Genomic DNA, 25,275 nt, shown 5'->3' on the forward strand with positions numbered 1-25,275 from the left:
TCCCGCCATTGACTTGCAGCCCCGCCCAAGCCAGTCTGCCGGCGTCAGGGTCTTCCGAGTCGATTGGGCTCGGAGGCTAAGAGGGAAGCCGGTGCGATGCTCCGAAAGGAGCGCCAAGACCGGCGCTGCCCCCGCAACTGTGAACGGCGAGCTGCTGTCGCTCCAGGCCACTGGTGGATGTCACCGGGAAGGCGAGACAGACGCGATGACCCGCAAGCCAGGAGACCTGCCCTGACAGTCGTAACGTCCATGGGCGGGGTGTCCCAGTGGTGCGCTTGCTTGTCGCCCCGCGGCGACGTTCCAGCAGCGTGCGTCCGGTCATCCCCCAATTTTCCGATTGGGGAAGAAAATGCTTGCCATCACCAATGACGGTCCTGCCGGCACCGGAAAGCCGGAATCCATCTTCATCTCCTGGCTGCTCTGGCAGCCGCGCGGCGCCGACCTCGCCGTCGAGGCGCTGAAGGAGGTGCAGAAACTTTCGCGCTACGAAAACGTCGATCCGGATATCGCCCGCCTGAAGGCGCTTTTCGCCTCGCTGGCCGGGTCGGATCGGCTGATGCACTGATCACGGCCGCATAAAGACATATTGACATAAAGATATCTTTATGTGATCTCCGATGCAGGATTATTGCACCGGAGGGCTTTGCCATGGCCAAATCGCACCTGGACACCCTGTTCGGCCCCGAACTGCCGCCGCGCGACGGACGCGAGATCCTCGCCGCCCTCAAGGCCGCCGCGCGCGAGCGCATCCTCGTGCTCGACGGCGCCATGGGCACGGAAATCCAGACGCTCAAGCTGGTGGAGGAGGATTTCCGCGGCGACCGCTTCGGCGACTGCGCGTGCCACCAGCAGGGCAACAACGATCTCCTGACGCTGACCCAGCCGGCGGCGATCGAGGACATCCACTACCGCTATGCGCTCGCCGGCGCGGATATCCTCGAGACCAACACCTTCTCCTCCACGACCATCGCCCAGGCCGACTACGGCATGGAGGACATGGTCTACGAGCTCAACCGCGACGGCGCGCGTCTTGCCCGCCGCGCCGGCCTCAGGGCCGCCGAGAAGGACGGCCGCCGCCGGTTCGTCGCCGGCGCGCTCGGCCCGACGAACCGTACCGCCTCCATCTCGCCGGACGTCAACAATCCCGGCTACCGCGCCGTCACCTTCGACGATCTGCGCATCGCCTATGCCGACCAGGTGCGCGGCCTCATCGACGGCGGCGCCGACATCATCCTCATCGAGACGATCTTCGACACACTGAACGCCAAGGCGGCGATCTTCGCCACCCGCGCGGTCTTCGAGGAAAGGGGCATCGAACTGCCCGTCATGATCTCGGGCACGATCACCGACCTTTCCGGCCGCACACTCTCCGGCCAGACGCCCGAGGCCTTCTGGAACTCGGTGCGCCACGCCGAGCCCTTCTCCATCGGCCTCAACTGCGCGCTCGGCGCCAATGCCATGCGCGCCCATCTCGCGGAGATCTCGTCCGTCGCCCAGACCTTCGTCTGCGCCTATCCCAATGCCGGCCTGCCGAACGCCTTCGGCAAATATGACGAGACGCCGGAGGAAATGGCCGCGCAGATCGAGGGCTTCATGCGCGATGGCCTCGTCAACATCGTCGGCGGCTGCTGCGGCTCGACGCCGGACCATATCCGTGCCATCGCCGCGGCCGCCGCGCGCCACGCGCCACGCGAAATCCCCGACATCCCGCGCCACATGCGCCTCTCGGGCCTCGAACCCTTCACGCTGACCGAGGCCATCCCCTTCGTGAATGTCGGCGAGCGCACCAACGTCACCGGCTCGGCGAAGTTCCGCAAGCTGATCACGGCGGGCGACTATGCCGCGGCGCTCGATGTCGCCCGCGACCAGGTGGCGAACGGCGCGCAGGTCATCGACATCAACATGGACGAGGGCCTGATCGATTCCACGAGGGCGATGGTGGAATATCTCAACCTCATCGCCGCCGAGCCCGACATCGCGCGCGTTCCGGTGATGATCGATTCGTCGAAATGGGAGGTGATCGAGGCGGGCCTGAAATGCGTGCAGGGCAAGCCGCTGGTCAATTCCATCTCGCTGAAGGAGGGCGAAGAGGCCTTCCTGCACCATGCGAAACTCGTGCGCGCCTATGGCGCCGCCGTCGTCGTCATGGCCTTCGACGAGAAGGGCCAGGCCGACACGAAGGCACGCAAGGTGGAGATCTGCACCCGGGCCTACAGGCTGCTCACCGAGGTCGCCGGCCTTGCGCCGGAGGACATCGTCTTCGACCCCAACATCTTCGCCATCGCGACGGGCATCGAGGAGCACGACAATTACGGCGTCGACTTCATCGAGGCGACGGCCGAGATCACCGCGACGCTTCCGCATGTCCATGTGTCCGGCGGCGTCTCCAACCTTTCCTTCTCCTTCCGCGGCAACGAGCCGGTGCGCGAGGCGATGCACGCCGTCTTCCTCTACCACGCCATCCAGGCGGGCATGGACATGGGCATCGTCAATGCCGGCCAGCTCGCCGTCTACGACACGATCGAGCCTGAGCTGCGCGAAGCCTGCGAGGACGTGGTGCTGAACCGCGTGCCGAAGGCCGGCGGCACCGCCACCGAGCGCATGCTCGACATCGCCGAGCGCTTCAAGGGCGCGGCCGGCAAGGAAGCCAGGGAACGCGACCTCGCCTGGCGCGACTGGCCCGTCGAGAAGCGCCTCGAACACGCCCTCGTCAACGGCATCACCGAATTCGTCGAGATCGACACGGAGGAGGCACGGCAGAACGCCGAACGCCCGCTGCACGTCATCGAAGGCCCGCTGATGGCCGGCATGAACGTCGTCGGCGACCTTTTCGGCGCCGGAAAGATGTTCCTGCCGCAGGTCGTCAAATCCGCCCGCGTGATGAAGCAGGCCGTCGCCGTGCTGCTGCCCTACATGGAGGCCGAAAAGCTCGCCAATGGCGGCGGCGGCGGCGAACGGCAGAGCGCGGGCAAGATCCTGATGGCGACCGTCAAGGGCGACGTGCACGATATCGGCAAGAACATCGTCGGCGTCGTGCTCGCCTGCAACAATTACGAGATCATCGACCTCGGCGTCATGGTGCCGGCGACGAAGATCCTCGAGACGGCGAGGGCGGAGAAGGTCGACATCATCGGCCTCTCCGGCCTCATCACCCCCTCGCTCGACGAGATGGTGCATGTCGCCGCGGAGATGGAGCGCGAAGGCTTCGACATCCCGCTCCTCATCGGCGGGGCGACGACGAGCCGTGTGCACACGGCGGTGAAGATCCATCCGCGCTACGACCGCGGCCAGGCGGTCTACGTCACCGACGCCAGCCGCGCCGTCGGGGTGGTCAGCTCCCTGCTGTCGCCGGAGATGAAGTCCGGCTATGTCGAGACGCTGGAAGCCGAATATCGCAAGGTCGCCGATGCGCATGCGCGCAGCGAGGCGGAAAAGCAGCGCCTGCCGATCGCCAGGGCCCGCGACAACGCCTTCAGGGCGGACTGGTCCGCCTATGAGCCGAAGACGCCCTCCTTCCTCGGCACCCGCGTCTTCCAGGACTGGGACCTGGCGGAGCTTGCCGGCTATATCGACTGGACCCCGTTCTTCCAGACTTGGGAGCTGAAGGGCGTCTATCCGAAGATCCTCGACGACGAGAAGCAGGGGCCTGCCGCCCGCCAGCTCTTTGCCGATGCCCAGGCGATGCTGGAGAAGATCATTTCGGAAAAATGGTTCACGCCGAAGGCCGTCGTCGGCTTCTGGCCGGCCGGCACAGTCGGCGACGACATCCGCCTCTTCACCGACGAGACGCGGAGCAAGGAACTTGCCACCTTCTTCACGCTGCGCCAGCAGCTTTCCAAGCGCGACGGGCGGCCGAACGTGGCGCTCTCCGATTTCGTCGCGCCGCTCGACAGCGGCAAGCACGACTATCTCGGCGGTTTCGTCGTGACGGCCGGCATCGGCGAGATCGCCATTGCCGAACGCTTCGAGCGGGCGAACGACGACTACAACTCGATCCTCGTCAAGGCGCTCGCCGACCGCTTCGCCGAGGCCTTCGCCGAGCGCATGCACGAATATGTGCGCAAGGAGCTCTGGGGCTATGCGGAGGAAACCTTCTCGCCCACCGACCTCATCGGCGAGCCCTATGCCGGCATCCGCCCCGCGCCGGGTTACCCCGCCCAGCCGGATCATACGGAAAAGACGACGCTCTTCCGCCTGCTCGATGCCGAGACGGAAATCGGCGTCGAGCTCACCGAAAGCTATGCGATGTGGCCCGGCTCCTCCGTCTCCGGCCTCTACATCGCCTCGCCGGAAAGCTACTATTTCGGCGTCGCCAAGGTGGAGCGGGACCAGGTGGAGGACTATGCCCGCCGCAAGGGCATGGCCGTCACGGAGGTGGAGCGCTGGCTCGGCCCGGTGCTCAACTATGTGCCGGTGACCGCGCGGGAAAACGCGGCCTGAGCTTCCTCAGGCCGTCGCAAGGTTCAAAAGCACGACCATTCCGTAGCTCACGACGACCAGCACGCCGAGCGACAGGACGACCGCGGCCGTCACCCGCGGGCCTGCCCGCATCACGCGCCTGAGGTCGATGCCGAGCCCGAGGGCGGCCATGGAGAGGATCGTCAGCACGGTCGCGGCACGCGCCAAGCCTTCGGCAAGCCCCGCATCGATCACCCCGAAGCTGCGCGCGGCGAGCATGGCGAGGAAGCCGAGGATGAACCACGGCACCAGCCGGTGCAGCGCCGGACGACGGCCGCTCTCCTTTCCCGCGGCAAGCGACAGGAGGAAGATCACCGGCCCCAGCATCAGCACGCGCACGAGCTTGACGAAGGTGCCGATCTGGATGCTGAGCGCGGAGACCGGGGCGGTGGCCGCCAGCACCTGCGGCACCGCATAGACCGTCATGCCCGCCATCACGCCGTAGCCCGTCGCCGACAGGCCGAGCAGCGGCACCAGCACCGGCAGCAGCAGCACCGTGACCATGCCGAGAACGGCGGTGAAGGCGATGGAGGAGGCGACGTCCTCCGCATCGGCGCGAATGACCGGCGCCGTCGCGGCGATCGCGGAATTGCCGCAGATCGAATTGCCGCAGGCGACCAGCAGCGCGACGGTGCGGGAGAGGCCGAGGCCGCGCCCGATGGCATAGCTTGCCAGGAGCACCACGCCCACCACCGCCGCGATCGCCCCGATCAGCGGCCAGCCCATGCCGGCGATCGCCGTGGCGCTGACGCCCGCGCCGAGAAGTACGATCGCGATCTCGAGGAAGTATTTCGCGGAGAAGGCGATGCCGGGATCGAACACAGCCGGCCGCCTCAGCAGCAGCCGACAGGCGGCGCCGAGGAGGATCGCCAGCACGAGCGCCTCGATCCACGCCCCGCCGGCAAGCCGTATTTCCAGCCGTTCGGCGAGCACCGCGAGGCCCGACACGAAGCCGGACAGGAGCACGCCGGGCAGAAGTACGCGAATTCCAAGGATTGCTGCTTTGTTAGGTGAATTTTCCATGCGCGGACGATGCGCTTGAAAACCTATTCGATCCATCGGTAAATATCGGACATTTCATTCGACTGGATCGAACAGATGATGACGCTGGAACAGCTCCGGATCTTCGTCGCCGTGGCGGAACGGGAGCACCTGACGAAGGCCGCCGACGCGCTGAACCTCACCCCCTCGGCCGTCAGCTCGGCGATCCGCGTGCTGGAGGAGCGCTACGGCATCGCGCTGTTCCACCGCACGGGGCGGCGGATCGAGCTGACCGAGACGGGTGAGGCCTTCCTGCCGGAGGCGCGGGCGACGCTGGCACGGGCGGGCAGTGCGGACCTCTTCCTCACCGAGATCGGCGGCCTGAAACGCGGCACGCTGACGCTCGCCGCCAGCCAGACCGTCGCCGGCTACTGGCTGCCGCCGCGTCTCATGCATTTCCGCGACGCCTATCCGGCGATCGATATCCGCCTGACCGGCGGCAATACCGATGAGGCTGCCGAGGCGGTTCTCGACGGACGGGCGGAGCTCGGTTTCGTCGAAGGCGAAATCGACCACCCTGCCCTCGCCCAGCGCATCATTGCGCGCGACCGGGTGGTCATCGTCGCGCCATCGGACCATCCGCTCGCCGGCAAGCCCGGCATCGATGCGGAGGATCTGGCCGCCGCCCGCTGGGTGCTGCGCGAGCCGGGCTCGGGCACGCGGCGCGCCCTGACGGCGGCGTTGCCCGAGGAGGCACTCGACATCGCGCTCTCCCTGCCTTCCAACGAAGCCGTGCGCAGCGCCGTGCTCGCCGGCCAGGCGCTGACGGCGGTCTCCGAATTCGTCGTGGAGGACGACCTTGCCGCCGGCCGCATGGCCCGCATCGCCTTCGACCTGCCGGAACGCGCCTTCCGCCTGCTCCGCCACAAGGAGCGCTACCGCTCAAGGGCCTCGCTCGCCTTCGAAGCCCTATTGGCCTAAAGCCCGTCGCGTCCCCGGAACCGGCGCTGGTAGGCGGGGTCATAGAGCGAGCTTTCGCAAAAATCCTCCGCGCCAAGCGAGCGGCCGACGAAGATCAGCGCCGTGCGCTCGATCGGCTCCTCGGCGACCTTCGCCACGATATCGGCCAGCGTGCCGCGCACCACGCGCTCATCGGGCCAGGAGGCCTTGACCACGATCGCCACCGGGCAATCCGCGCCATAGAGCGGCGTCAGGTCCAGGACGACCTTGTCCAGCGCGTGGATGGCAAGATGGATCGCCAGCGTCGCCCCCGTCGCGCCGAAATTCTCAAGCGTCTCGCGGTTCGGCATCGGCGAGGCGCGGCCGGAGACCCGGGTGAGCACGAGGCTCTGCGCGACGGCGGGAATGGTGAGCTCGCGGCCGAGCGCGGCGGCGGCAGCGGCAAAGGAGGGCACGCCCGGCGTCAGCGTATAGGCGAGCCCGTGCTTTTCCAGCCGGCGGATCTGCTCGGCGACGGCGCTCCAGACCGAGAGATCGCCGGAATGCAGCCGCGCCACATCCTCGCCCGCCGCCGCGGCGCGCAGATATTCCGCCTCGATCTCGTCGAGCGACATCGGCGCCGTATCGACGATGCGCGCGCCCGGCGGGCAATATTGCAGGAGCTCCGGCGACACGATGGAACCGGCATAGAGGCAGACCGGGCAGGCGCCGATGAGATCGCGGCCGCGCACGGTGATGAGATCGGCAGCGCCGGGGCCGGCGCCGATGAAGTGAACGGTCATTCCTCGTCCTCGATAGGTTGCGCCGGCTTCGCCCACGTCCACTGCGTGACCGGCATGGCCGGCCGCCAGCCCGTCATCTGCCCGACGGGCGATGCGCGCGCGATGTCGATCCGGATCAGCGAACCGCCGAGCCGGGCATGCTGGGCGAGGAGCACGGCTTCCATTTCCGTCGTCACCGCATTGGCGACAAGTCGGCCGCCCGGCTTCAGGCCGCCGATCGCCGCCGGCATGACGCCCGCCTCGCTGCCGCCGCCGCCGATGAAGATCGCGTCCGGCGCGGCAAGTCCCGCAAGCGCCTCCGGCGCCGCCCCCTCGACCACGGCAAGGCCCGGCACGCCGAAGCGCCCGGCATTGCGGCGGATGCGGGCGGCCCGCTCCGCATGGCCCTCGATGGCGATGGCCCGGAGCGACGGATCGGCCAGCATCCATTCGATGCCGATCGAGCCCGAGCCAGCGCCGATATCCCAGAGAAGCTCGCCGCGGCGCGGCGCAAGTGCGGAGAGCGTCAGCGCACGCACCTCGCGCTTGGTGATCTGGCCGTCATGCTCGAACAGTCCGTCGTCGAGGCCCGGCGTGCAGGCGAGCACCCGCGCGCCATCTCCGGCGACAACCTCCACCGCGCAGACATTCAGCATGTCAGCTCCGTCGAGGGCGAACCGGCCGGCCTGATGGTGGCTCACCCGCTCCCGCGCGCCGCCGAGCGCTTCCAGCACGGTCAGCGCCGAGCCGCCAAAACCGCTTTCCGTCAGCAGGGCGGCAAGCACCGCCGGCCCGTCGCTGTCCGAGGTCAGCGCCAGGATGCGGCAGCCGGGGTGGAGGTACGGGCGGATGAGATCGACGGGACGGCCGTGCAGCGAAACGCAGACCGTGTCCTGCAGGGCCCAGCCCATGCGCGATGCGGTAAGGCTGAAGGCGGAGGGCGCCGGGAAGACGCGCATCTCCGCCCGCGCGATGCGCCGGGAAAGCGTGACGCCGACGCCGTAGAAGAACGGATCGCCCGAGGCGAGCACGGCGACGGGCCGGCCCCGCGCGGCCAGAACCGCCTCCACCGAGCGTTCGAAGGGGCTGAGCCAGCCGTGGCGCACGCCGCGGATCGCCGCGTCGGCTAGCTCCAGGTGCCGCGCGCCGCCGAAGACGATTTCGGCGCGGCCGATCGCGGCCTTGGCCTCATCGCCGAGACCGGCTAGACCGTCTTCGCCGATCCCGACGATGGAAAGCCAGGGAGCGGCTGTCGAAAGGGGCTGATCAGGCGTGGACAAGCGACGCATCCTCATCTTGGGCGGCACGGCGGAGGCGCGCGACCTTGCCGGTGCGCTCGCCGGCAGGGCCGATCTTGCCGTCACGCTGTCGCTCGCCGGCCGCACGCTCGATCCCGTGCCGCAGCCCGTGCCCGTCCGTACCGGCGGCTTCGGCGGCGTCGAGGGACTTTCGGCCTATCTTTGCGAGAATTCCATCGATCTCCTGATCGACGCGACGCATCCCTTCGCCCGGCAGATCTCCGCCAATGCCCGCGCCGCCAGCGCGGCGACCGGCATCCCGCTGCTGCGGCTGGAGCGGCGCGGCTGGGATGCGGTGGAGGGCGACCGCTGGACGTGCGTCGCCACGATGGCCGAGGCGGTCAGCGCGCTCGGCGAAGCACCGCGTCGCGTGTTCCTCGCCATCGGCCGCCAGGAGGCGAAGGCCTTCGATGCCGCGCCGCAGCACCACTATCTCGTGCGCAGCGTCGATCCCGTCGATCCGCCGCTTGCCGCCCCCGACGTCGCCTACCTGCTCGCCCGCGGCCCGTTTGCCGTGGAAGCGGAGGTCGAACTTCTGCGCGACCATCGCATCGATGTCGTCGTCAGCAAGAATTCCGGCGGCGACGCCACCTATGGCAAGATCGTCGCCGCGCGCATTCTCGGCCTGCCCGTCGTTCTGGTCGAGCGGGCGGAAGCGCGCGATAGCCACCACGCGGGAACCGTCGAGGATGCGGTGCGGCTCGCCGATCATCTCGTCGGCTCTTCGAGGAAGCGCGGCGTATAGACGAGGTCCGGCAGGCCCGGGCGGGAAATGACGCGCGTTGCCGGCGAGCCGATGACGACGCAGGTCGCCATGTCGGCACGCTCCGCCTCGGCCTCGCCGAGCGGCATGACCAGCATGCGCTCGTCCGGCCGGCCCGCGGCGCGGCCGAAGACGACGGGTGTTGCGGCCGGCAGCGTCTCGCGCAGGATCTCGAAGGCCCGGCCGAGCTGCCAGGGGCGCGCCTTGCTGATCGGGTTGTAGAGCGCGATCACGAGGCCGGCCCCGGACACGAGGCGCAGCCGCGTCTCGATGACCTCCCAGGGTTTCAGGTTGTCGGACAGCGAGATGGCGCAGAAATCGTGACCAAGCGGCGCGCCGATGCGCGCGGCGACCGCCAGCATGGCGGTGACGCCGGGCACGATGGTGAGATCCACCCTCTTCCATTCGTCCGGCCCCGCATCGATCGCCTCGCAGACGGCGGCCGCCATGGCGAAGACGCCGGGATCGCCGCCCGAGACGACGCAGACATCGACACCCTCGGCCGCCCGTCTCAGCGCAGCCTCGGCCCGGTTCAGTTCCTCGCGGTTGTCGGAGGCGACCTTGATCTGGTCCGGCCGGAGGTTCAGCCGGTCGATATAGGGGAAATAGCCGAAGAATTCGCGCGCGGCCTCGACCGCCTGCCGTGCTTGCGGCGTCATCTGGTCCGGATTGCCCGGCCCGGTGCCGATCACGAAAAGCCGGCCGGTCATGCGCGGCTGCTCCAGCCCGGCACGAGGACCAGCGAGAAATAGGGCGCGGTGTCGTCGAGCTTCTCGGAAAGCCGCATGGACCGGCTCGTCGGCATGGTGCCGCGCTCGACATAGATCGCCTCGCCGAGCCGCCCGGCGCTTGCCAGCGCCCGGCGGATCTTCGGCAGGTTGCGGCCGACCTTCATGATGACGGCGGCCTCGGTGTCGACGAGGCGGCGTGACAGTTCCGCCTCGCCCATCGTGCCCGGCAGCACGGAGAGCACGTCGTCGCCCTGCACGATCGGCAGCCCCGACAGCGACCAGCAGCCGGACATGGCCGTGATGCCGGGAATGACCTCGGTCGGGAAACGGTCGGCGAGCCGCACATGCAGGTGCATGTAGGAGCCGTAGAACATCGGATCGCCTTCCGAGAGGATGGCGACCGTGCGGCCGGCGGCAAGGTGCTGCGCGACGGCGGCGGCCGAGGCGTCGTAGAAGGCAGTGATCTGGCGCTTGTAGTCGTCGTGGTCCTTGTCGATTTCCGTCGTCACCGGATAGTAGAGCGGCAGCTCCGCCATGCCGGGCTTCAACAGGCCCTCGACGATCGCCCGCCCATTGCCCCCGCGGCCGGCCTTGGCGAAATAGGCGAGCACATCCGCCTCGCCGATCGCCCGCACCGCCTTCAGGGTCAGGAGTTCCGGATCGCCCGGTCCCGTGCCCACGCCGTAAAGTCGTCCCGTCACCCTCGCCACCATGTTCACAGTCCCGGCCTCGCCAGCGAATTGAGCGCCGCTGCCGTCATGGCGCTGCCGCCCAGGCGGCCGCGCACGATGGCGAAGGGCACGCCATAGGAATTCTCGGCGAGCGCATCCTTGGATTCCGCGGCGCCGACGAAGCCGACCGGCATGCCGAGGATCGCCGCCGGTTTCGGCGCGCCATCCCGCAGGAGTTCGAGCAGGTAGAACAGCGCCGTCGGTGCATTGCCGATGGCGACGACGGAGCCGGCGAGGCGATCGAGCCAGAGGCGGATGGCCGCGGCCGAGCGCGTATTGCCGATGTCCCGGGCAATGTCGGGCGTGCGCGGATCGCGCAGCATGCAGAGCACGTCGTTGCCGGCCGGCAGGCGCGCTGCCGTCACGCCGCGCGCGACCATCTCGGCATCGCAGAAGATCGGCGCACCGGCCTGGAGCGCACCGCGCGCCGCCGCGACGAAACCGGGCGCGAAGACGAAATGCGGCGCCGCCTCGACGAGGCCGGCGGCATGGACCATGCGCACGGCGACATCCGACTCCTCTTCGGAAAAGCGCGAAAGATCGGCTTCCGCGCGGATGATCGCGAAGGATTTCTCATAGATGGCCGTGCCATCCTTGATGTAGTCGTAATCGGTCATTGTTGGCCTTGATAAGCGGAAGCAAGAAGGGCGGGCGTGGTGCGGTCGATGAGGTTTCCGGCCGTCTCGCCTTCCGCACGACGCGCGCGCAGGAGGGCGCCGAGACGGGTGAGAGCGGGCCGCAGCGCATCGGCGGGCAGGATCGCCGCGGCGGCATCGCCCGCGCGTCCATCAAGAATAAGGCCGACACCGGCGGCGGTGCCGCACAGCGTGACGGCGGCGGCGGCCGGATGGGCGCAGCCCTTCGGGCAACCGGAGACATGCACGTCGAAGGAGCCGTCCAGGAGATCGCCCGCCTCCGCCACGAGGGCATCGGCGACGGCATGGGTATCGAAGCTGGCCGCGGCGCAGCCGGCGGCACCGGCACAGACGGAGACGGCCCGCCCGGGCGCATCCTGCGTGCTCCAGACGCGCTCCCGCATCGCACAGGCCTGCGCGGCGGCAAGCGCTTCCGCACGGAGCCCACGCACCAGCAGCGTGTGGTGCGGCGCAAGGCGGAATTCCGTCGCGCCGCAGCCGGCAAGCGCGCGCACCAGCGCGGCAAGCCGGTCGGCATGGATCTGGCCATAGGCCGGGGCGAGCCCCAGCACCGTTTCGGCGCCGATCCGGTGCGCGCCGAGCGGATGGACGGGTGAAGCGGCGGAAAGCGGCGGTACCGGATCCGCACGGAGCGCGGCCGCCAGCAGCGCCGGATCGAGATCCCGTCCCCGCGCCGCCGGCCCGGTGGCGGCAAGGGCGGCGGCGACCGTCATCACGCCTTCGACGGCCCTTTCGCCGGGCAGCAGCGCAACGGCCATCGCCGTGGCGCGATCACCACCGACGGAAAGCCGCCAGGCAAGGCCCTGTGCGCCGGCGACGGCGTCGAGGCGGATATCGGCGACCATGTCGGCAAGGGAAAGCACGCCCCCGCCATCGACGACGATAGCAAGCTTGGGCGCCAGGGCGGCATCTGCAAGGGCTGCGCGCAGCGCATCGGCAAGCGGCGCGGCGTCGGCAAGCTCGGCCGGGTCGATGCCGGCGAGCGGTGGCACCTCGATGGCAACGCCTGTCTGCGGGGTAATGCCGGCCGCGGCAAGGCCGGCGGCAAGATGCGGAACGGAGGCTTCGGTAAGGCCGCGAAGCTGGAGATTGCCGCGCGCGGTGATCTCGATGAGGCCGTTGCCGTGCGCCCGCGCCAGATCGGCAAGGGCAAGGAGGTCTTGTGCCGTCAGGGCCGTCGCGACGGGGCGCAGGCGCACCAGAAGGCCGTCGCCGGTCCGCATCGGGGCGGCGATGGAGGGGCAGGCGCCGCGCCGCAACGCACCGGCTTCGCCCGGAAGTATCGCTGAGGTCGCCGTCATGCCGCGCCCTCCTCCGCCTCGGGTGCTGGGCGGCGGATCAGGTAGGTGTCCATGATCCAGCCGTGCGCCGCGCGCGCCTTGCGGCGGGTCTCGCTGATGGTGTCGGCGATATCGGCAAGCCGGCCGGACAGCAGGATCTCGTGCGGCGTGCCGAGATAGGCGCCCCACCAGATGTCCGCCTCCGGATCCTCCACCGTGCGGAAGGCCTCGACGCCGTCGAGCATGACGAGTGCATCGCGCGCGGCGCCCGGCCAGGCCTCCGCGAGGCGGCGGCCGGTGGTGATCTCGACGGGCAGGCCGATGCGGTTGAGCGTGATGGCATGGCCGGCGCAAAGCGCCTGGACGCTGCTGATGCCGGGAATGACCTCGATCTCGAAGGCGACGCGGCCGGCGGCGCGCACATGATCGACGATGCGCAATGTGCTGTCATAGAGCATCGGATCGCCCCAGACGAGCAGGCCGAGCGTCTCGTCCTCGCCGACGTCGTCAAGAAGGGTGCGTTCGTAGATGGCGGCGATGGCGCGGTGCCAGTCGTTGACGCCGTCCTCGTAGCTGCCGTCGGCGCGGCGCACCGGCACGGCATAGTCGAGGATGCGGCAGCGCGCATTCTCAAGGAACCGGTCGCAGATCTCGCGGCGCGCATCGGCCAGAAAGGCCTTTTCGTCGCCCTTCGTCGGAATGAGCAGCACATCCGCCCGGTTCAGCGCACCCACCGCCTGAACGGTCATGTGCTCGGGATTGCCCGCGCCGATCCCGATGACCAGTATCTTTCTCAAAGTCCGTCTCCCGTGCGACCCCGCGCTCCCGGTTCGCGGCCCGAATTGGGTCCCGCACCTCTTCCTAATCCCAAAAGCCGGCGGAAAACAGTCCCCGGATCGCGTCCTTTGCCGGTCTTTTTGAGACTCAGGCGGCCGCGCGGCTGGTCAGATAGGCGCGCGGCGAGGCCCCCAGCATGCGCTTGAACATGGTGGTGAAGGCCGGCACGCTCTCATAACCGGCATCGAGCGCCACGCGCGTCACCGGCTCGCCGGCGGCAAGGCGCGGCAGGCAGGCGAAAAGACAGGCCTGCTGGCGCCAGGTGACGAAGCTGACGCCCGTCTCCTGCCGGAAGAAGCGCGTGAAGGTGCGCCGGCTCATGTTCAAGCGCCGTGCCCAATCGTCGATCTTGGCCACCGGCGAGGGCTGTTCGACGAAATCCCGGCAGAGTTCGGCCAGCCGGCCGCTTGCCGGAAAGGGCAGGCCGAGCCGGCGCTCCGGCAGGCGGCCGATCTCGTCGAGCAGCAGCGCCATGACGAGTTCGCTGCGCCCGCGGTCCTCCGCCAGGTCATCCTGCCGGACGGTTTCCGTGATGAGCTGGCGGGCAAGGTCGGTGACCTCCAGCACGGTGGGAACCAACGAGGCGGCCCGGCCTTCCGGCGAATAGATATAGACCGAGCGCATGCTGACATCGCTGAGCATCTCGACGGAATGTTCGAGACCGCGCGGAATGAGCAGCGCATGGCCGGGCGGAATCATCCAGCGCCCGCGCTCCGTCCCCACCAGCACCACGCCGGCGAAGACGCACAGGAACTGCGTGCGGCGATGGCGGTGCGGCGGCACCGTATAACCGCCCGGAATCTCCGAACTGTGGATCAGGACATCCGTATTCGCCTGTTCCATGCGGGAAAGGTTGCGGATGTGGTCGTCATCGAGCGCCTTGCGGCGCGCATCGGTCAGTTTTTCCATCTTTGGCCCACTCGCGTAAGAAATGGACCTCAGCACGAAAGCAGGCCGCTGGCAATCCCTGTATGGGAAGCAGCCATGACGCGGAATTTGCGCGTATCATTCGAGGCCACCATGTCGACAGTCGTTCCCGCAGCGCCCCGCAGCGCCGCCACCACCACCTATTCCATCATCGTCGCCGTCAGCGCCTGCCACATGCTGAACGACATCATGCAGTCGCTGCTGACGTCGCTCTATCCGCTGCTGAAGGAAAACTACGCGCTCGATTTCGTGCAGATCGGCCTTCTGACCATGGCCTTCCAGGTCACCGCCTCGCTGCTGCAGCCGGCCGTCGGCATCGTGACGGACCGGTGGCCGATGCCCTTCTCGCTGCCGGTCGGCATGGGCAGCACCTTCGTCGGCCTCATCATGCTCGCCTATGCGCACAGCTTCCCGGTCCTGGTCTTCGGCGCCTGCCTGATCGGCCTCGGCTCGGCGATCTTCCACCCGGAATCCTCGCGCGTCGCCCGCCTTGCCTCCGGCGGCCGCCACGGGCTTGCACAGTCGATGTTCCAGGTCGGCGGCAATGCCGGCACGGCGATCGGGCCGCTGCTCGCGGCCTTCATCGTGTTGCCCTTCGGCCAGACGAGCGTCGCCTGGTTCTCGGCGGTCGCGCTCCTCGGCATGGTCATCCTCACCTGGGTCGGCAACTGGTATGCCGGCGAGCGGCGGCTTGCCGCCGGCCGTCCCGCCGTCAGCCGCGCGCTGCCGCTGCCGCGCGGCCGCGTCGCCTGGGCGCTTGCCGTGCTGGTGCTGCTGACGACGACGAAGAACGCCTATCTCGCCAGCATATCGAGCTATTTCACCTTCTACACGATCGAGAATTTCGGCCTTGGCGTGCGCGATGCGCAGCTCATGCTGTTCCTCTTCCTCGGCGCCTCGGCGCTCGGCGTGTTCATGGGCGGGCCGATCGGCGACCGGTTCGGCGCGCGCTTCGTCATCTGGTTCTCGATCCTCGGCGTCATCCCCTTCGCCCTGATGCTGCCCTATGCGAACCTGTTCTGGACGGGCGTGCTGACGGTGCTGATCGGGCTGATCTTCTCCTCCGCCTTCTCCGCCATCGTCGTCTTCGCGCAGGAACTGATCCCGGGCCGCGTCGGCATGATCGCCGGCATCTTCTTCGGCTTCGCCTTCGGGGCGGGCGGCCTCGGCGCGGCGGTGCTCGGCATCTTCGCCGACAGCCACGGCATCAACTTCGTCTACCAGGTCTGCTCCTACATGCCGCTGCTCGGCATCCTCACCATCTTCCTGCCGCGCCTGCCGGCAAGCCACTGAGGCCATCGCAGACGTTCCCGAATATGAAAAGGCCGGCGTTTCGCCGGCCTTTCGTCGTCTTTCGGCTCAGCCCATGCGCTCGGAGGCATAGGAACCGGGGCTGGGCGGGAAGACGATGGTCTTGTTGCCGTTCATGAAGACGCGGTGGTGGATATGGGCATGCACCGCGCGGGCCAGAACCTGGCTCTCCACGTCCCGGCCGATCGACACATAGTCGTCCGCCGACTGCGCATGCGTGATGCGCGCCACGTCCTGCTCGATGATCGGACCCTCGTCGAGGTCCTCCGTCACATAGTGCGCCGTCGCGCCGATCAGCTTCACGCCGCGCTCGAAGGCCTGCTTGTACGGGTTCGCCCCCTTGAACGACGGCAGGAACGAGTGGTGGATGTTGATGATCCGGCCCGACATCTTCTTGCACACCGCATCCGACAGCACCTGCATGTAGCGGGCGAGCACGATCAGCTCGGCGCCCGACTGCTCGACGATCTCCATCAGCCGCGCCTCGGCCTGCGGCTTGTTCTCCTTCGTCACCTTGACGTGGTGGAAGGGGATGTCGTGGTTGACGATGACCTTCTGGTAATCGAAATGGTTCGAGACGACGCCGACGATGTCGATCGGCAGCGCGCCGATCTTCCAGCGGTAGAGCAGGTCGTTCAGGCAATGGCCGAAGCGCGAGACCATCAGCAGCACCTTCATGCGCTCGTCGCTGTTGTGGAACTCGTAGGCCATGGCGAAGGCCTTGGCGACCGGCGCAAAGCCCGCGTCGATATCGTCCTGGCTTGCGCCGCCTTCGCTCTTGAAGGTCAGGCGCATGAAGAACAGGCCCGTCTCCTGGTCGTCGAACTGCGAACTGTCGACGATGTTGCACTCCTTCTCGGCGAGGTAGCCGGTAATCGCGGCGACAATGCCGCGGGTCGATTGGCACGATACGGTCAGCACATAGGTCTTCATCGGTTCGTTTCTCGCGTTCGGCCGATGCGGAGGGCTGGCACCGGCGGATCCCCTTTCATACGCCGCATGGACGGCTTGGCGCATATTTCAGGCCGCTTGCCTTCGCGCAAGCCCCTGCAATGGCGAGAAGCTACCCCCGCTCTTGCAAGGAATCCCTCCGGTTCGCGACATTCAGTGCGTCGAAAATACCAACGGGACCATTCCGGCGCGCGGCGGAAGCGCCCGGAGCATCCGGCCTGATGGACGCAACCGGCGGATTCTTTCAGCAATGCAAGCAGCGATGCAAGCCGTGCGGCACCGCATCGAAAATCCTTCTGGACACTATTATGGACAGATGTTCTATAAAATGGACAGATTCGCCGGGAGCACGCCATGCATCTTTCCATGTGGACCTATCCCTGGGACATCCAGGACCAGGGATTGCAGGCGTTCGCCGCCGATCTTTCCGGCCGGGCCGGCCTCAACACGGTGAGCCTTGCGACCGCCTACCATGCCGGCCGCTTCCTCCAGCCGCGCAGCCCGCGGCAGAAGGCCTACTTCCCGGAAGACGGCACCGTCTATTTCCGGCCGGACGAAGCGCTGTGGCAGGGCAAGGAAATCCGCCCCCTGATGGCGCAAAACGTCACTGACCGCGGCGACATGCTGGACGCGCTGACAAAAGCGCGCGCGACGACCGGCCTTGCCGTCTCCTGCTGGACGGTCTGCCTGCACAATACCCGCCTCGGCATGCTGCATCCCGATCACGTGACCCGCAACGCCTTCGGCAATGCCAACCATTACAATCTCTGCCCCTCCAGCCCGGCGGCGCGCGACTATGTCGTGACGCTGGTGCGCGACATCACGGTGAACCACAGGCCGGACATGCTGGAGCTGGAAAGCCCCAACTTCATGGGCTTTGCCCACGAATACCACCATGAGAAGGACGGCGTCGGCCTCAATGCCGAGGACGACTTCCTCCTGTCGCTCTGCTTCTGCGACCATTGCACCACCCGCGCCCGGAAGGCCGGCATACCGGTGGACGGCGCGCAAGAAACGGTGGCGTGCTTCATCGCCGAACTGTGCGAGCGTGCGGTGCCGGAAAAGCAGTTCCCCGATTTCCCCGCCGCCGGCATCGACGCCTTCCGCGATCACCCCGAACTGCACGCCTTCCTCGCCTGGCGCACCGAGCCGGTGACGAGCCTGATCGGCGAGATCAAGGCGGCCGCCGACCCGGCGACGCGCATCGTGCTGATCGACCTGAAGGACGGCTGGCTCGGCGGCGTCGACCTCGAGGCTGTCGCAAAGCTCTGCGACGGCGCGATCCTGTGCTGCTACGACATGGCGCCGGAGGCCGTCGGCGACGTCATCCGCACCGGCCGGGCGATGCTCGGCCCGGGCAAGTTCCTGGGGCTGGGGCTGCGCGTCTTCTATCCCGAGGTCGATGGCCCGGCCATCCTTTCCGCCCGCGCGAAGGCCGCCGTCGAGGCCGGCGCCGACGGCGTGAACTTCTACAATTACGGGCTCATTCCGGCAAAGCGCCTCGACTGGGTGAAGGAAGCCGTCGGCGCGATCACCTGAGGGCTCAGCCGTCGATCGGCTCGGCGACCTGGATCAGGCAGTCGCCGGCCTGGCTGTCGCAATGCAGCCGGTGGGAGATGACGATGCCGCTTTCGGCAAACTGCAATTCCTCCTCCGGCTGCTCCAGCCGTTCGAGATCGTGATACCAGCCGGCAAGATCGCCCGCCGAGACGGTCGCGCCGAGCGGCACGGCGGGCTCGAACCAGCCGCGCCGGTCCGCATAGATGCCCTGGCTGTGCCGCGACAGCGACAGGAGCTGCAGCGCCGGCGGCGCCGCGAGAGGGGCTCGCGACAGCACCGGCTCTTTCGCAATGCCGAGTGCCATGAGCAGCCGGTCGATCGCCGCCGCCGTGAACGCCATGCTCTCCGGCGTCACCGTGCCGCCGCCGCCGAATTCGCCGGAAAGGCCGATCGTGCCGGCGCGTCCCGCCGCGCCCATCGAGGTCGGCGCCGCCGGCCCGTTGTCGGCGATGAAGGCATGCGCGGCGCCCATCGCCCGCATCAGCGCGACCGAGCGCGCAAAGCGCGCGGCATCCGCCTGCCGCTCGATCAGCGTGCAGGGCAGATGCGCCATGGAGATGCCGCCCGAATGCAGGTCGAGCACCGCGTCGTGATGCGGGAAAAGCTCGTGTCCGAGGAAATGCGCCAGCCGCGCCGTCGGCGTGCCGGCCGGATCGCCGGGAAAGGCGCGGTTGAGATTGCCGCCGTCGAAGGGCGAGCAGCGCCGCGCCGCCATCACCGCCGGCAGGTTGGCCATCGGCAGGATGGTGACGGCGCCGCGGATTTTCGTCACGTCGAGCCGGCGCATCAGCCGCCCGAGCTGGAGCTCACCCTCGTATTCGTCGCCGTGATTGCCCGCCATCAGCAACAGGCTCGGTCCCTCGCCGTTCTTCAGCCGCAGGATGGGGATGCGGATCTGGTAATAGGGCGAGCGGTCGATCGAATAGGGGATGGCGAGATGCCCGGCCTGCCGGCCGTCCCGGGAAAGATCGATCGGATTGACGAGGCCGCTGTGCATGGGGAGCTCCAGTTCGGGCGGGGGTGTCAGAGCGCGGCGACGGCGGTCATCTCGACGCGCAGGTCCGGATCGGCAAGGCGGGCCTCGACGCAGGCGCGGGCCGGCGGGTTTTCGGGATCGATCCAGGCATCATAGACGCCGTTCATCGCCTCGAAATCGACGATCGCCGGCAGGAAGACATTGACGGCGAGCAGTTTCGAGCGATCCGTGCCGGCTTCCTTCAAAAGGGCGTCGATCTTGCCGAGCACGTCGCGCGTCTGGTCCTCGAGGCCGGCCTTGCGGTTCTCCGCGACCTGGCCGGCAATATAGACGAGCCCGCCATAGCTGACGGCCTGGCTCATGCGCGAACCCTTCTGGTAACGCTGGATCATGGAGTATTTCCTTTCTTCTTGGGAGGATCAGCCGAAGCTGGTGGGATAGGCCGCCGTGACCGTGTGGTCGGGGGCAAGGCCATAGAGGATCGCGTGCCGGTCGAGGCAGGTGCAGGGATGCGAGATGCCGAACTCGACCACGTCGCCGATGCGCATGTCGCTGCCGGCGGGAAGCGAAACAAAGGCATGCTGGTCGTTGAGGCGGAGCACGTCGGCCCCGGCAAGGCGGCCAAGCGGCGCGCCGTCGCGATAGAGCGCCAGCGGCCGCGGCAGGCCCTGGTCCATCGCGACATCGCGCAGGCCCATGCCGCAGATCGCAAGGCCCGGCTCGGGCAGCGAGAGCACCTCGGCCCAGACCCGCAGCGCCGGCCTGAAGCCGCTGCCGGCCGAGCGGACCTCACCGCCGAAGCGGAAGCCCGCGCGGGCATCCAGCCCGGCAAGGCCGCGCTCGTAGACGCCGTGGTCATGGAAGAAGATCGCGCCGCTGCGCAGCACGAGCCGGCTGTCGGGATCGGCGGCGACGGCGGCGGAGAGGCCGGCCACCACCCGGTCGAAGAAGACCGAGCCGCCCGCCGTGACGATCAGCGGCCGCGCATCGCCGACCCGGGCGCGGACCTCTGGCAGGAAGGCTGCCGTCATCGCCACCAGCCCGTCGATCCGGCGCAGGGTCTCTTCCGCGTCCGCCGTTGCGGCGGCGCCCTCATAGGTCGCGATGCCGGTGAGCCGGAAGGCGGGCGTTTCCGCGGCGAGGATGGCATCGAGGATCGCGCCCGCCGCTTCGGCGCTGCGTGCCCCGGCGCGGCCCGCCCCGAGCTCGACGAGGAGGCCGAGCGGCGGGAGACCCTTGCGCCCCTGCCAGGCGGCCCGCAGGGCTTCGACCAGATCGACCGAATCGACGAAGACATGCAGTACCGCATCGGGATGGTTTGCGGCAAGCGCCGCGAGCCGGCGCGCGGCCGCCGCACCGCCGATCTCGTTGGCGAGGATCAGCCGGCGCTGGCCGGCCTTCAGCAGCACGGCGGCCTGGCGGATATCGGCCACCGTGGTGCCCCAGGCGCCGGCCGCGAGCAGCGCGCCGGCGAGCGCCGCCGACATCGGCGTCTTCGCATGGGGCGCGATGGCAATACCGTGATCGCGCACATAATCCATCATCAGCGCGACATTGCCGGCAAAAGCCTCCCGGTCGAGCGAGATCAGCGGCAGGGCCATCGCGCCGTCATAGGGCTTCCAGCCCTGCGCCCCGACAGCATCGAGCGGCAGGGCCGCCTGGCCCGGCGGAAAGCCGCGGATACGATCGTCGATCACCGGATTGTCCGGTCCGGTCACGGAAAGGTCAGCCATGGTTTTCTCCCTTGGCCGCGACGGGATCGGCGATCCCGAGGCGATAGGTGTCGTTGGCGGTCGTGAAGAAGAGGGCGCGCTGTTCATCGAGCGACAGCGGACCGGCCGCGGCGCGAAAGACGGCGTAGATCGCGTCGAACGAGGCGTGCAGGCCGGCGACGGGAAAATCGCTGGCGAACATCGCCCGGCGAGGGCCGAAACAGGCGAGGCAATGCGCGATCACCGGGTGCAGGCTTTCCGGCGTCCAGTCATTATCATAGGCGACGAGGTCGGAAATCTTCAGCCTCACATTCGGCTCGCGGCCGAGGGCCGCAAGGCCATCACGCCAGAGCGCCATGCCCTCCGCGCTGCGATCGGCCGGGCTGCCGCCATGGTTGAGCACGAAGAGCGTCTGCGGAAAGGCGCGCACGAGATCGAGCGCCTCGTCCATCTGCCAGGGATAGAGCATGAGGTCGAAGACGAGATCGTGCCGGGCGAGATGGGATAAGCCGGCGCGCCAGGCGGGATCGGCCATGCGGTGGGCGCGGGAGGCGAAGCTCTTTGCCGGCTCCGGATGCCAGCTGACGATATCGCGGATGCCGGCGACGTCGGGATTGGCCGCCTCCGCCTCGATCAGGCGGGCGGCGTCCGGGCTGTCGAGCGGAACGCGGGCAATGCAGCGCTTCGCGACGCCGGACGTCCGGTCGAGACCGGCAAGCCAGCGGCTTTCCTCCAGCGGATGGGCGTCGGACCAGCCGGCCTCGACATGCACGCTGGCCACCACGTTCTGGTTCGCCGCATCCCGGCGGTAGTCTTCCACACCGTAGTCCCGCAGGATCGGCGCAAGGCTGCCATAGACCATTTCCCCGCCCTCCGTCCGCGCCTTTTCCAGCCAGGGGTGACGCTTCAGCGAGAGGTCCCAGAGATGATGGTGCGGGTCGATCACCGGCCCGTCATAGCGCACCGTCATCGTCGCGCCTCGCGGCCGGAGATGAGCAGGAGCCCGAGGATCAGCGAACCGAACATGATGGAGCGCCAGCCCGGCGAGGCATTGACGACGGTGATCAGCGCCGTGGTGGTGACGAGCAGGATGGCGCCGGGAATGGTGCCGGCATAGGTGCCGCGCCCGCCGAGGATGGAGGTGCCGCCGAGCACGACGGCGGCGATCGACATCAGGAGATAGGGATCGCCGATGCCGACATAGCCCTGCCGGTTCATGCCGAGCACCAGGATGCCGGCAAGCCCCGCAAAGAAGCCGGACAGCGCATAGAGGAGCAGCGTGTTCCTGGCCACGCTGACGCCGGAAAGCCGCGCGGCCAGCGGATTGGCCCCAAGCGCGAGGAAGCGCGCGCCGAGCGGCATGCGGTGGATGATGAGGAGCACGACGACCGAGACGACGATCCAGAGAAGGATGCCGGCGGGAATGCCGAGGGGACGGGCCTGGCCGAGCAGGATGACCGCCGGATTGCTGACGGTGACGGCGCTGCCGCCCGCGACGATGACGAGCAGCCCCTGGAGAAACGTCGCCATGGCGAGCGTCATGATGATCGGCGGCACGCGCAGATAGGCCGCGCCCGCCCCGTTGAGGAGGCCGATGCCGGTGGCGAGGGCAAGGGCGAGCACGATGCCGACGAGGCCGGTCGGGTCGGCGGCCGGCGAGATCAGCGGCAGCAGGATCGCCGTGACGGTGATGACCGCCCCGACGGAGAGGTCGATGCCGCCCATCAGGATGACCAGCGTCTGCCCGGCTGCGACGATGCCGATGACGGCGGCAAGCTCCAGGAGATAGCGCAGGTGCCCATAGGCGCCGAAACCGCGCAGCGTGAGGCTGGCGACGAGCCAGACGAGGGCCACCAGGAGGAAGGTCAGGAGCGGCGGATTGCGGAACACGGCTTTCACGGCCTTCATCGCCTTGCCCTCCATTGCTTCAAGAGTTCCGGCACCGCCACGGCGCCGACGATGATCAGGCCCTGCGCGACATATTGCGCGACCGGCGGGAAACCGAGGAAGAACATGACGTTGATCATGACCGAGAGCAGCAGGCTGCCGCAGATCGCGCCGCGCATCGTGCCCTTGCCGCCGAGGAAGCCGACGCCGCCGAGCACGGCGGCCGCGATCGAATTCAGCGTGAAGGGCGTGCCGATGACCGGATCGCCCGAGCCCGTCTGCGCCGCGACGAAGAGGCCGGCCAGCGCCGCCAGCAGGCCGGACAGCGCGAAGGCGACGATCTTCACCCGCTCGACCGGAACGCCGGAGCGGAAGGCGCCGATCGGGTTGTCGCCGGCGGCATAGATGCCGATGCCGAGCGGCGTCGCCAGGAACGCCTTCCAGGCAAGGAGGATGGCGACGAGCAGCAGGAAGGCGACCGGCGTGTGGCCGGCCAGCGTCGTCGACAGCCAGTCCGGAATGAAGCCGCCCGGACGCGGCAGCAGGATCAGCGCGACGCCGGTGATGATGAAGGAGCCCGCCAGCGTGACGATGATGGCCGGCAGCCGCAGATGCGCCACGATGGCGCCGATGACGGCACCGATGGCAAGGCCGGCAAGCGCGACGGCGAGGATGCCGCCGGGAACGCCCAGCGCGCCGCCCATGGTCGTCGCCGCGATCACCGCGCCGAGGCTGACCAGCGGGCCAATGGCAAGCGTGATGCCGCCGTTCAGCATCAGGAGCGCCTGCGCCATGGTGACAAGTGCCAGCGGGAACCAGTTCTGCGTGAACTTGGAAAAGCCGCTGACGGAGAGGATGCCGGGAAACAGCACCGCATAGAGGACGAGGAAGGCGGCGACGACCAGGTAGAGGCCGCCGAGGCCGCGATTGCGGCCGCGCTGGATGGCACCGTAAAGCCAGCCGGAGGACGGAACAGCGCTCATGCGGCCTCTCCCTGTTCGTGGATGCCCATGGCGGCGCCGACGATGGCCTCCTCGCTGATCGCCGCGCCGGAAAGCCGGGCCGCGACGCGGCCCTCGCGCAGCACGACGACGCGATCGCACAGATGCACGAGTTCCGGCGTATCGGAGCTGGCCAGGATGACGAGCCGCCCTTCGGCGGCAAACGCGCGCAGCATGAGGTAGATCTCGCGCTTGGTCTCGATATCGACGCCGCGCGTCGGATCGTTGAGCAGCAGGATGGACGGATCGAGCGGCAGCCACTTGGCGAGCGCCACCTTCTGCTGGTTGCCGCCGGAGAGCGCCTGCACCGGCCGGGCGACGTCGCCCCTGATCGTCAGGCGCCGCGCCAGGTCGGCGATCAGCCCGGCCTCCGCCGCACGGTCGCGAAAACCGCGGCGGGCGAGCCGGCCGAGCGAAGGCAGGATGAGATTGGCGGCGATGGAATGGGGCAGGACCAGCCCCTCATGCTTGCGATCCGCCGGCACATAGACGATGCCTGCGGCATTCGCCTCGCCGACATGGGCGGGCAGGCGGGGAAGGCTGGAGACCTCGGCATGGTCGGCCCTTGCGGGAATGGCGCCGTAAAGGCTGAGCAGCAGGTCTTCCTGCCCCTGCCCGACGAGGCCGCCGATGCCGACGATCTCGCCGGCGCGGGCGGAAAAGCCGATCTCGCGCACGAGGCCGGCCGAGAATTTTTCGACACTGATGCGCGTCGCGCCAGGCGCGGCGAGCGGGCGCGGCGGGAAGAGATCGCCCGTCTCGCGGCCCACCATGAGGCGCACCAGCCCCTCGCCGTCGATACCGGCCAGCGACTGGTCCGCCATGACGCCGCCGTCCTTCAGCACGGTGACATGGGCGCAGAGCGCCTGCACCTCGTTGAGCCGGTGGGAGATGTAGAGGAGCGCCGTGCCGCGGTCGCGCAACGTCCCGATGAGGCGGGCGAGAATGCCGGCCTCATGCGCGGAAAGCGAGGAGGTCGGTTCGTCGAGGATCAGCACGCGCGGCTTGCGGAACAGCGCCTTGGCGATCTCCACCATCTGCCGGCGGCCGAGCGAAAGATCGGCGACCGGCATGTCGAGCGGCTCGGTGAGCCCTACCATGGCGCAGACCTCCCGCACGCCCTTCTGAAGCGCGGCATAGTCGATGAGGCCGAAACGGCGCGGAAAGGCGCCGAGCCCGATATTCTCGGCGATCGACAGGTCGGCAGTCAGGCTCAGCTCCTGCTGCACCACGGCGATGCCCGCGGCGCGGGCGGCGGCCGGGCTGAAACGCCCGACCGGCCGGCCATCGACGAGGATGGCGCCGCTGTCCGGCTGGAGAGCGCCGGAAAGGAGATTGATCAGCGTGGATTTTCCCGCGCCGTTCTCCCCGAGCAGGGCATGGACCCTGCCCGGATGAAGGGCGATGTCGACGCCCTTCAGAACGGGATTGCCGAAAAACCCCTTGAACACCTGCCGGGCCTCCAGCAGGGGCCTTGTTTCCGTCATGACGGCA

The 25,275-nt window shown here is 68.4% G+C and carries 23 protein-coding genes and 1 riboswitch; of the genes, 6 read left to right on the top strand and 17 right to left on the bottom strand.

The window, feature by feature from the left end:
* The first annotated feature begins 30 nt into the window (after positions 1 to 30).
* Positions 31 to 248, top strand: a riboswitch (cobalamin riboswitch).
* A 101-nt stretch (positions 249 to 349) separates the two neighbouring features.
* Together AABQ55_RS02030 and metH are read left to right on the top strand one after the other, a co-directional pair.
* Positions 350 to 565, top strand: a complete 216-nt coding sequence (locus tag AABQ55_RS02030; protein ID WP_272807083.1) for a hypothetical protein — start codon at positions 350 to 352, stop codon at positions 563 to 565.
* Between the two features lie 83 nt (positions 566 to 648).
* Positions 649 to 4,440, top strand: a complete 3,792-nt coding sequence (metH, locus tag AABQ55_RS02035; RefSeq protein WP_272807084.1) for a methionine synthase — start codon at positions 649 to 651, stop codon at positions 4,438 to 4,440.
* A 6-nt stretch (positions 4,441 to 4,446) separates the two neighbouring features.
* On the opposite strand, the gene AABQ55_RS02040 is transcribed toward metH, so the two are convergent.
* A complete protein-coding gene (locus tag AABQ55_RS02040) occupies positions 4,447 to 5,481 on the bottom strand; it encodes a YeiH family protein (protein ID WP_272807085.1) in 1,035 nt (344 codons plus the stop codon).
* A 78-nt stretch (positions 5,482 to 5,559) separates the two neighbouring features.
* On the opposite strand from AABQ55_RS02040, the gene AABQ55_RS02045 reads away from it, so the two are divergent.
* The gene (locus AABQ55_RS02045) at positions 5,560 to 6,420 is read left to right on the top strand and encodes a LysR substrate-binding domain-containing protein (protein ID WP_272807533.1); all 861 of its coding nucleotides are present in this window, start codon (positions 5,560 to 5,562) and stop codon (positions 6,418 to 6,420) included.
* On the opposite strand, the gene cobM is transcribed toward AABQ55_RS02045, so the two are convergent.
* Together cobM and cbiE are read right to left on the bottom strand one after the other, a co-directional pair.
* Positions 6,417 to 7,181: a precorrin-4 C(11)-methyltransferase gene (gene cobM / locus AABQ55_RS02050; RefSeq protein WP_272807086.1), complete on the bottom strand. Its 765-nt coding sequence runs from the start codon at positions 7,179 to 7,181 to the stop codon at positions 6,417 to 6,419. The genes AABQ55_RS02045 and cobM overlap by 4 nt on opposite strands.
* A complete protein-coding gene (cbiE, locus tag AABQ55_RS02055) occupies positions 7,178 to 8,440 on the bottom strand; it encodes a precorrin-6y C5,15-methyltransferase (decarboxylating) subunit CbiE (protein WP_272807087.1) in 1,263 nt (420 codons plus the stop codon). The genes cobM and cbiE overlap by 4 nt, the downstream gene beginning before the upstream one ends.
* On the opposite strand from cbiE, the gene AABQ55_RS02060 reads away from it, so the two are divergent.
* Positions 8,433 to 9,203, top strand: coding sequence for a cobalt-precorrin-6A reductase (locus tag AABQ55_RS02060; RefSeq protein ID WP_272807088.1), 771 nt, complete (start codon positions 8,433 to 8,435; stop codon positions 9,201 to 9,203). The genes cbiE and AABQ55_RS02060 overlap by 8 nt on opposite strands.
* On the opposite strand, the gene AABQ55_RS02065 is transcribed toward AABQ55_RS02060, so the two are convergent.
* The 6 genes from AABQ55_RS02065 to AABQ55_RS02090 form a co-directional block, all read right to left on the bottom strand.
* Positions 9,167 to 9,931, bottom strand: a complete 765-nt coding sequence (locus AABQ55_RS02065; protein ID WP_272807089.1) for a precorrin-3B C(17)-methyltransferase — start codon at positions 9,929 to 9,931, stop codon at positions 9,167 to 9,169. The two genes, AABQ55_RS02060 and AABQ55_RS02065, sit on opposite strands and share 37 nt — an antisense overlap.
* The gene (locus tag AABQ55_RS02070; RefSeq protein ID WP_443021135.1) at positions 9,928 to 10,665 is read right to left on the bottom strand and encodes a precorrin-2 C(20)-methyltransferase; all 738 of its coding nucleotides are present in this window, start codon (positions 10,663 to 10,665) and stop codon (positions 9,928 to 9,930) included. The genes AABQ55_RS02065 and AABQ55_RS02070 overlap by 4 nt, the downstream gene beginning before the upstream one ends.
* A gap of 2 nt (positions 10,666 to 10,667) precedes the next feature.
* Positions 10,668 to 11,300, bottom strand: coding sequence for a precorrin-8X methylmutase (locus AABQ55_RS02075; RefSeq protein ID WP_272807091.1), 633 nt, complete (start codon positions 11,298 to 11,300; stop codon positions 10,668 to 10,670).
* Positions 11,297 to 12,640 carry a precorrin-3B synthase gene (gene cobG / locus AABQ55_RS02080; RefSeq protein ID WP_272807092.1) on the bottom strand — a complete coding sequence of 448 codons (1,344 nt, stop codon included), beginning with the start codon at positions 12,638 to 12,640 and terminating at the stop codon, positions 11,297 to 11,299. The genes AABQ55_RS02075 and cobG overlap by 4 nt, the downstream gene beginning before the upstream one ends.
* Positions 12,637 to 13,416, bottom strand: a complete 780-nt coding sequence (gene cobF / locus AABQ55_RS02085) for a precorrin-6A synthase (deacetylating) (RefSeq protein ID WP_272807093.1) — start codon at positions 13,414 to 13,416, stop codon at positions 12,637 to 12,639. The genes cobG and cobF overlap by 4 nt, the downstream gene beginning before the upstream one ends.
* Before the next feature lie 127 nt (positions 13,417 to 13,543).
* On the bottom strand, positions 13,544 to 14,365 hold the full coding sequence (locus tag AABQ55_RS02090) for an AraC family transcriptional regulator (protein ID WP_272807094.1): 822 nt from the start codon (positions 14,363 to 14,365) through the stop codon (positions 13,544 to 13,546).
* Between the two features lie 111 nt (positions 14,366 to 14,476).
* Here AABQ55_RS02090 and AABQ55_RS02095 point away from each other — a divergent pair, with 111 nt between their 5' ends.
* Complete coding sequence (locus tag AABQ55_RS02095; RefSeq protein WP_272807095.1) at positions 14,477 to 15,676, top strand: MFS transporter; 1,200 nt, start codon at positions 14,477 to 14,479, stop codon at positions 15,674 to 15,676.
* 66 nt (positions 15,677 to 15,742) lie between these two features.
* On the opposite strand, the gene purU is transcribed toward AABQ55_RS02095, so the two are convergent.
* Positions 15,743 to 16,627, bottom strand: a complete 885-nt coding sequence (purU, locus tag AABQ55_RS02100) for a formyltetrahydrofolate deformylase (protein ID WP_263195050.1) — start codon at positions 16,625 to 16,627, stop codon at positions 15,743 to 15,745.
* 372 nt (positions 16,628 to 16,999) lie between these two features.
* On the opposite strand from purU, the gene AABQ55_RS02105 reads away from it, so the two are divergent.
* Entirely contained in the window at positions 17,000 to 18,184 is a 1,185-nt protein-coding gene (locus AABQ55_RS02105; protein WP_272807096.1) for a hypothetical protein, read from the top strand.
* A gap of 4 nt (positions 18,185 to 18,188) precedes the next feature.
* Here the strand turns inward: AABQ55_RS02105 and AABQ55_RS02110 are convergent, their stop codons facing one another.
* From AABQ55_RS02110 to AABQ55_RS02140, 7 genes are read right to left on the bottom strand one after another with little or no spacing between them, the layout of a single operon-like run.
* Positions 18,189 to 19,202: a succinylglutamate desuccinylase/aspartoacylase family protein gene (locus AABQ55_RS02110; protein WP_272807097.1), complete on the bottom strand. Its 1,014-nt coding sequence runs from the start codon at positions 19,200 to 19,202 to the stop codon at positions 18,189 to 18,191.
* A 26-nt stretch (positions 19,203 to 19,228) separates the two neighbouring features.
* Positions 19,229 to 19,573, bottom strand: a complete 345-nt coding sequence (locus AABQ55_RS02115; RefSeq protein WP_023514656.1) for a RidA family protein — start codon at positions 19,571 to 19,573, stop codon at positions 19,229 to 19,231.
* Between the two features lie 27 nt (positions 19,574 to 19,600).
* Positions 19,601 to 20,914: an alanine racemase gene (locus AABQ55_RS02120; RefSeq protein ID WP_272807098.1), complete on the bottom strand. Its 1,314-nt coding sequence runs from the start codon at positions 20,912 to 20,914 to the stop codon at positions 19,601 to 19,603.
* On the bottom strand, positions 20,907 to 21,863 hold the full coding sequence (locus AABQ55_RS02125) for an amidohydrolase family protein (protein ID WP_272807099.1): 957 nt from the start codon (positions 21,861 to 21,863) through the stop codon (positions 20,907 to 20,909). The genes AABQ55_RS02120 and AABQ55_RS02125 overlap by 8 nt, the downstream gene beginning before the upstream one ends.
* Complete coding sequence (locus AABQ55_RS02130; protein WP_443021136.1) at positions 21,860 to 22,816, bottom strand: ABC transporter permease; 957 nt, start codon at positions 22,814 to 22,816, stop codon at positions 21,860 to 21,862. The genes AABQ55_RS02125 and AABQ55_RS02130 overlap by 4 nt, the downstream gene beginning before the upstream one ends.
* Positions 22,798 to 23,763, bottom strand: coding sequence for an ABC transporter permease (locus tag AABQ55_RS02135; RefSeq protein ID WP_272807101.1), 966 nt, complete (start codon positions 23,761 to 23,763; stop codon positions 22,798 to 22,800). Before AABQ55_RS02135 ends, AABQ55_RS02130 begins: the two co-directional genes overlap by 19 nt.
* On the bottom strand, positions 23,760 to 25,268 hold the full coding sequence (locus tag AABQ55_RS02140; protein WP_272807102.1) for a sugar ABC transporter ATP-binding protein: 1,509 nt from the start codon (positions 25,266 to 25,268) through the stop codon (positions 23,760 to 23,762). The genes AABQ55_RS02135 and AABQ55_RS02140 overlap by 4 nt, the downstream gene beginning before the upstream one ends.
* Between the last annotated feature and the right edge of the window lie 7 nt (positions 25,269 to 25,275).

The sequence above is a fragment of the Shinella sp. WSD5-1 genome (genome assembly GCF_963942435.1).
Taxonomy (GTDB): domain Bacteria; phylum Pseudomonadota; class Alphaproteobacteria; order Rhizobiales; family Rhizobiaceae; genus Shinella; species Shinella yambaruensis.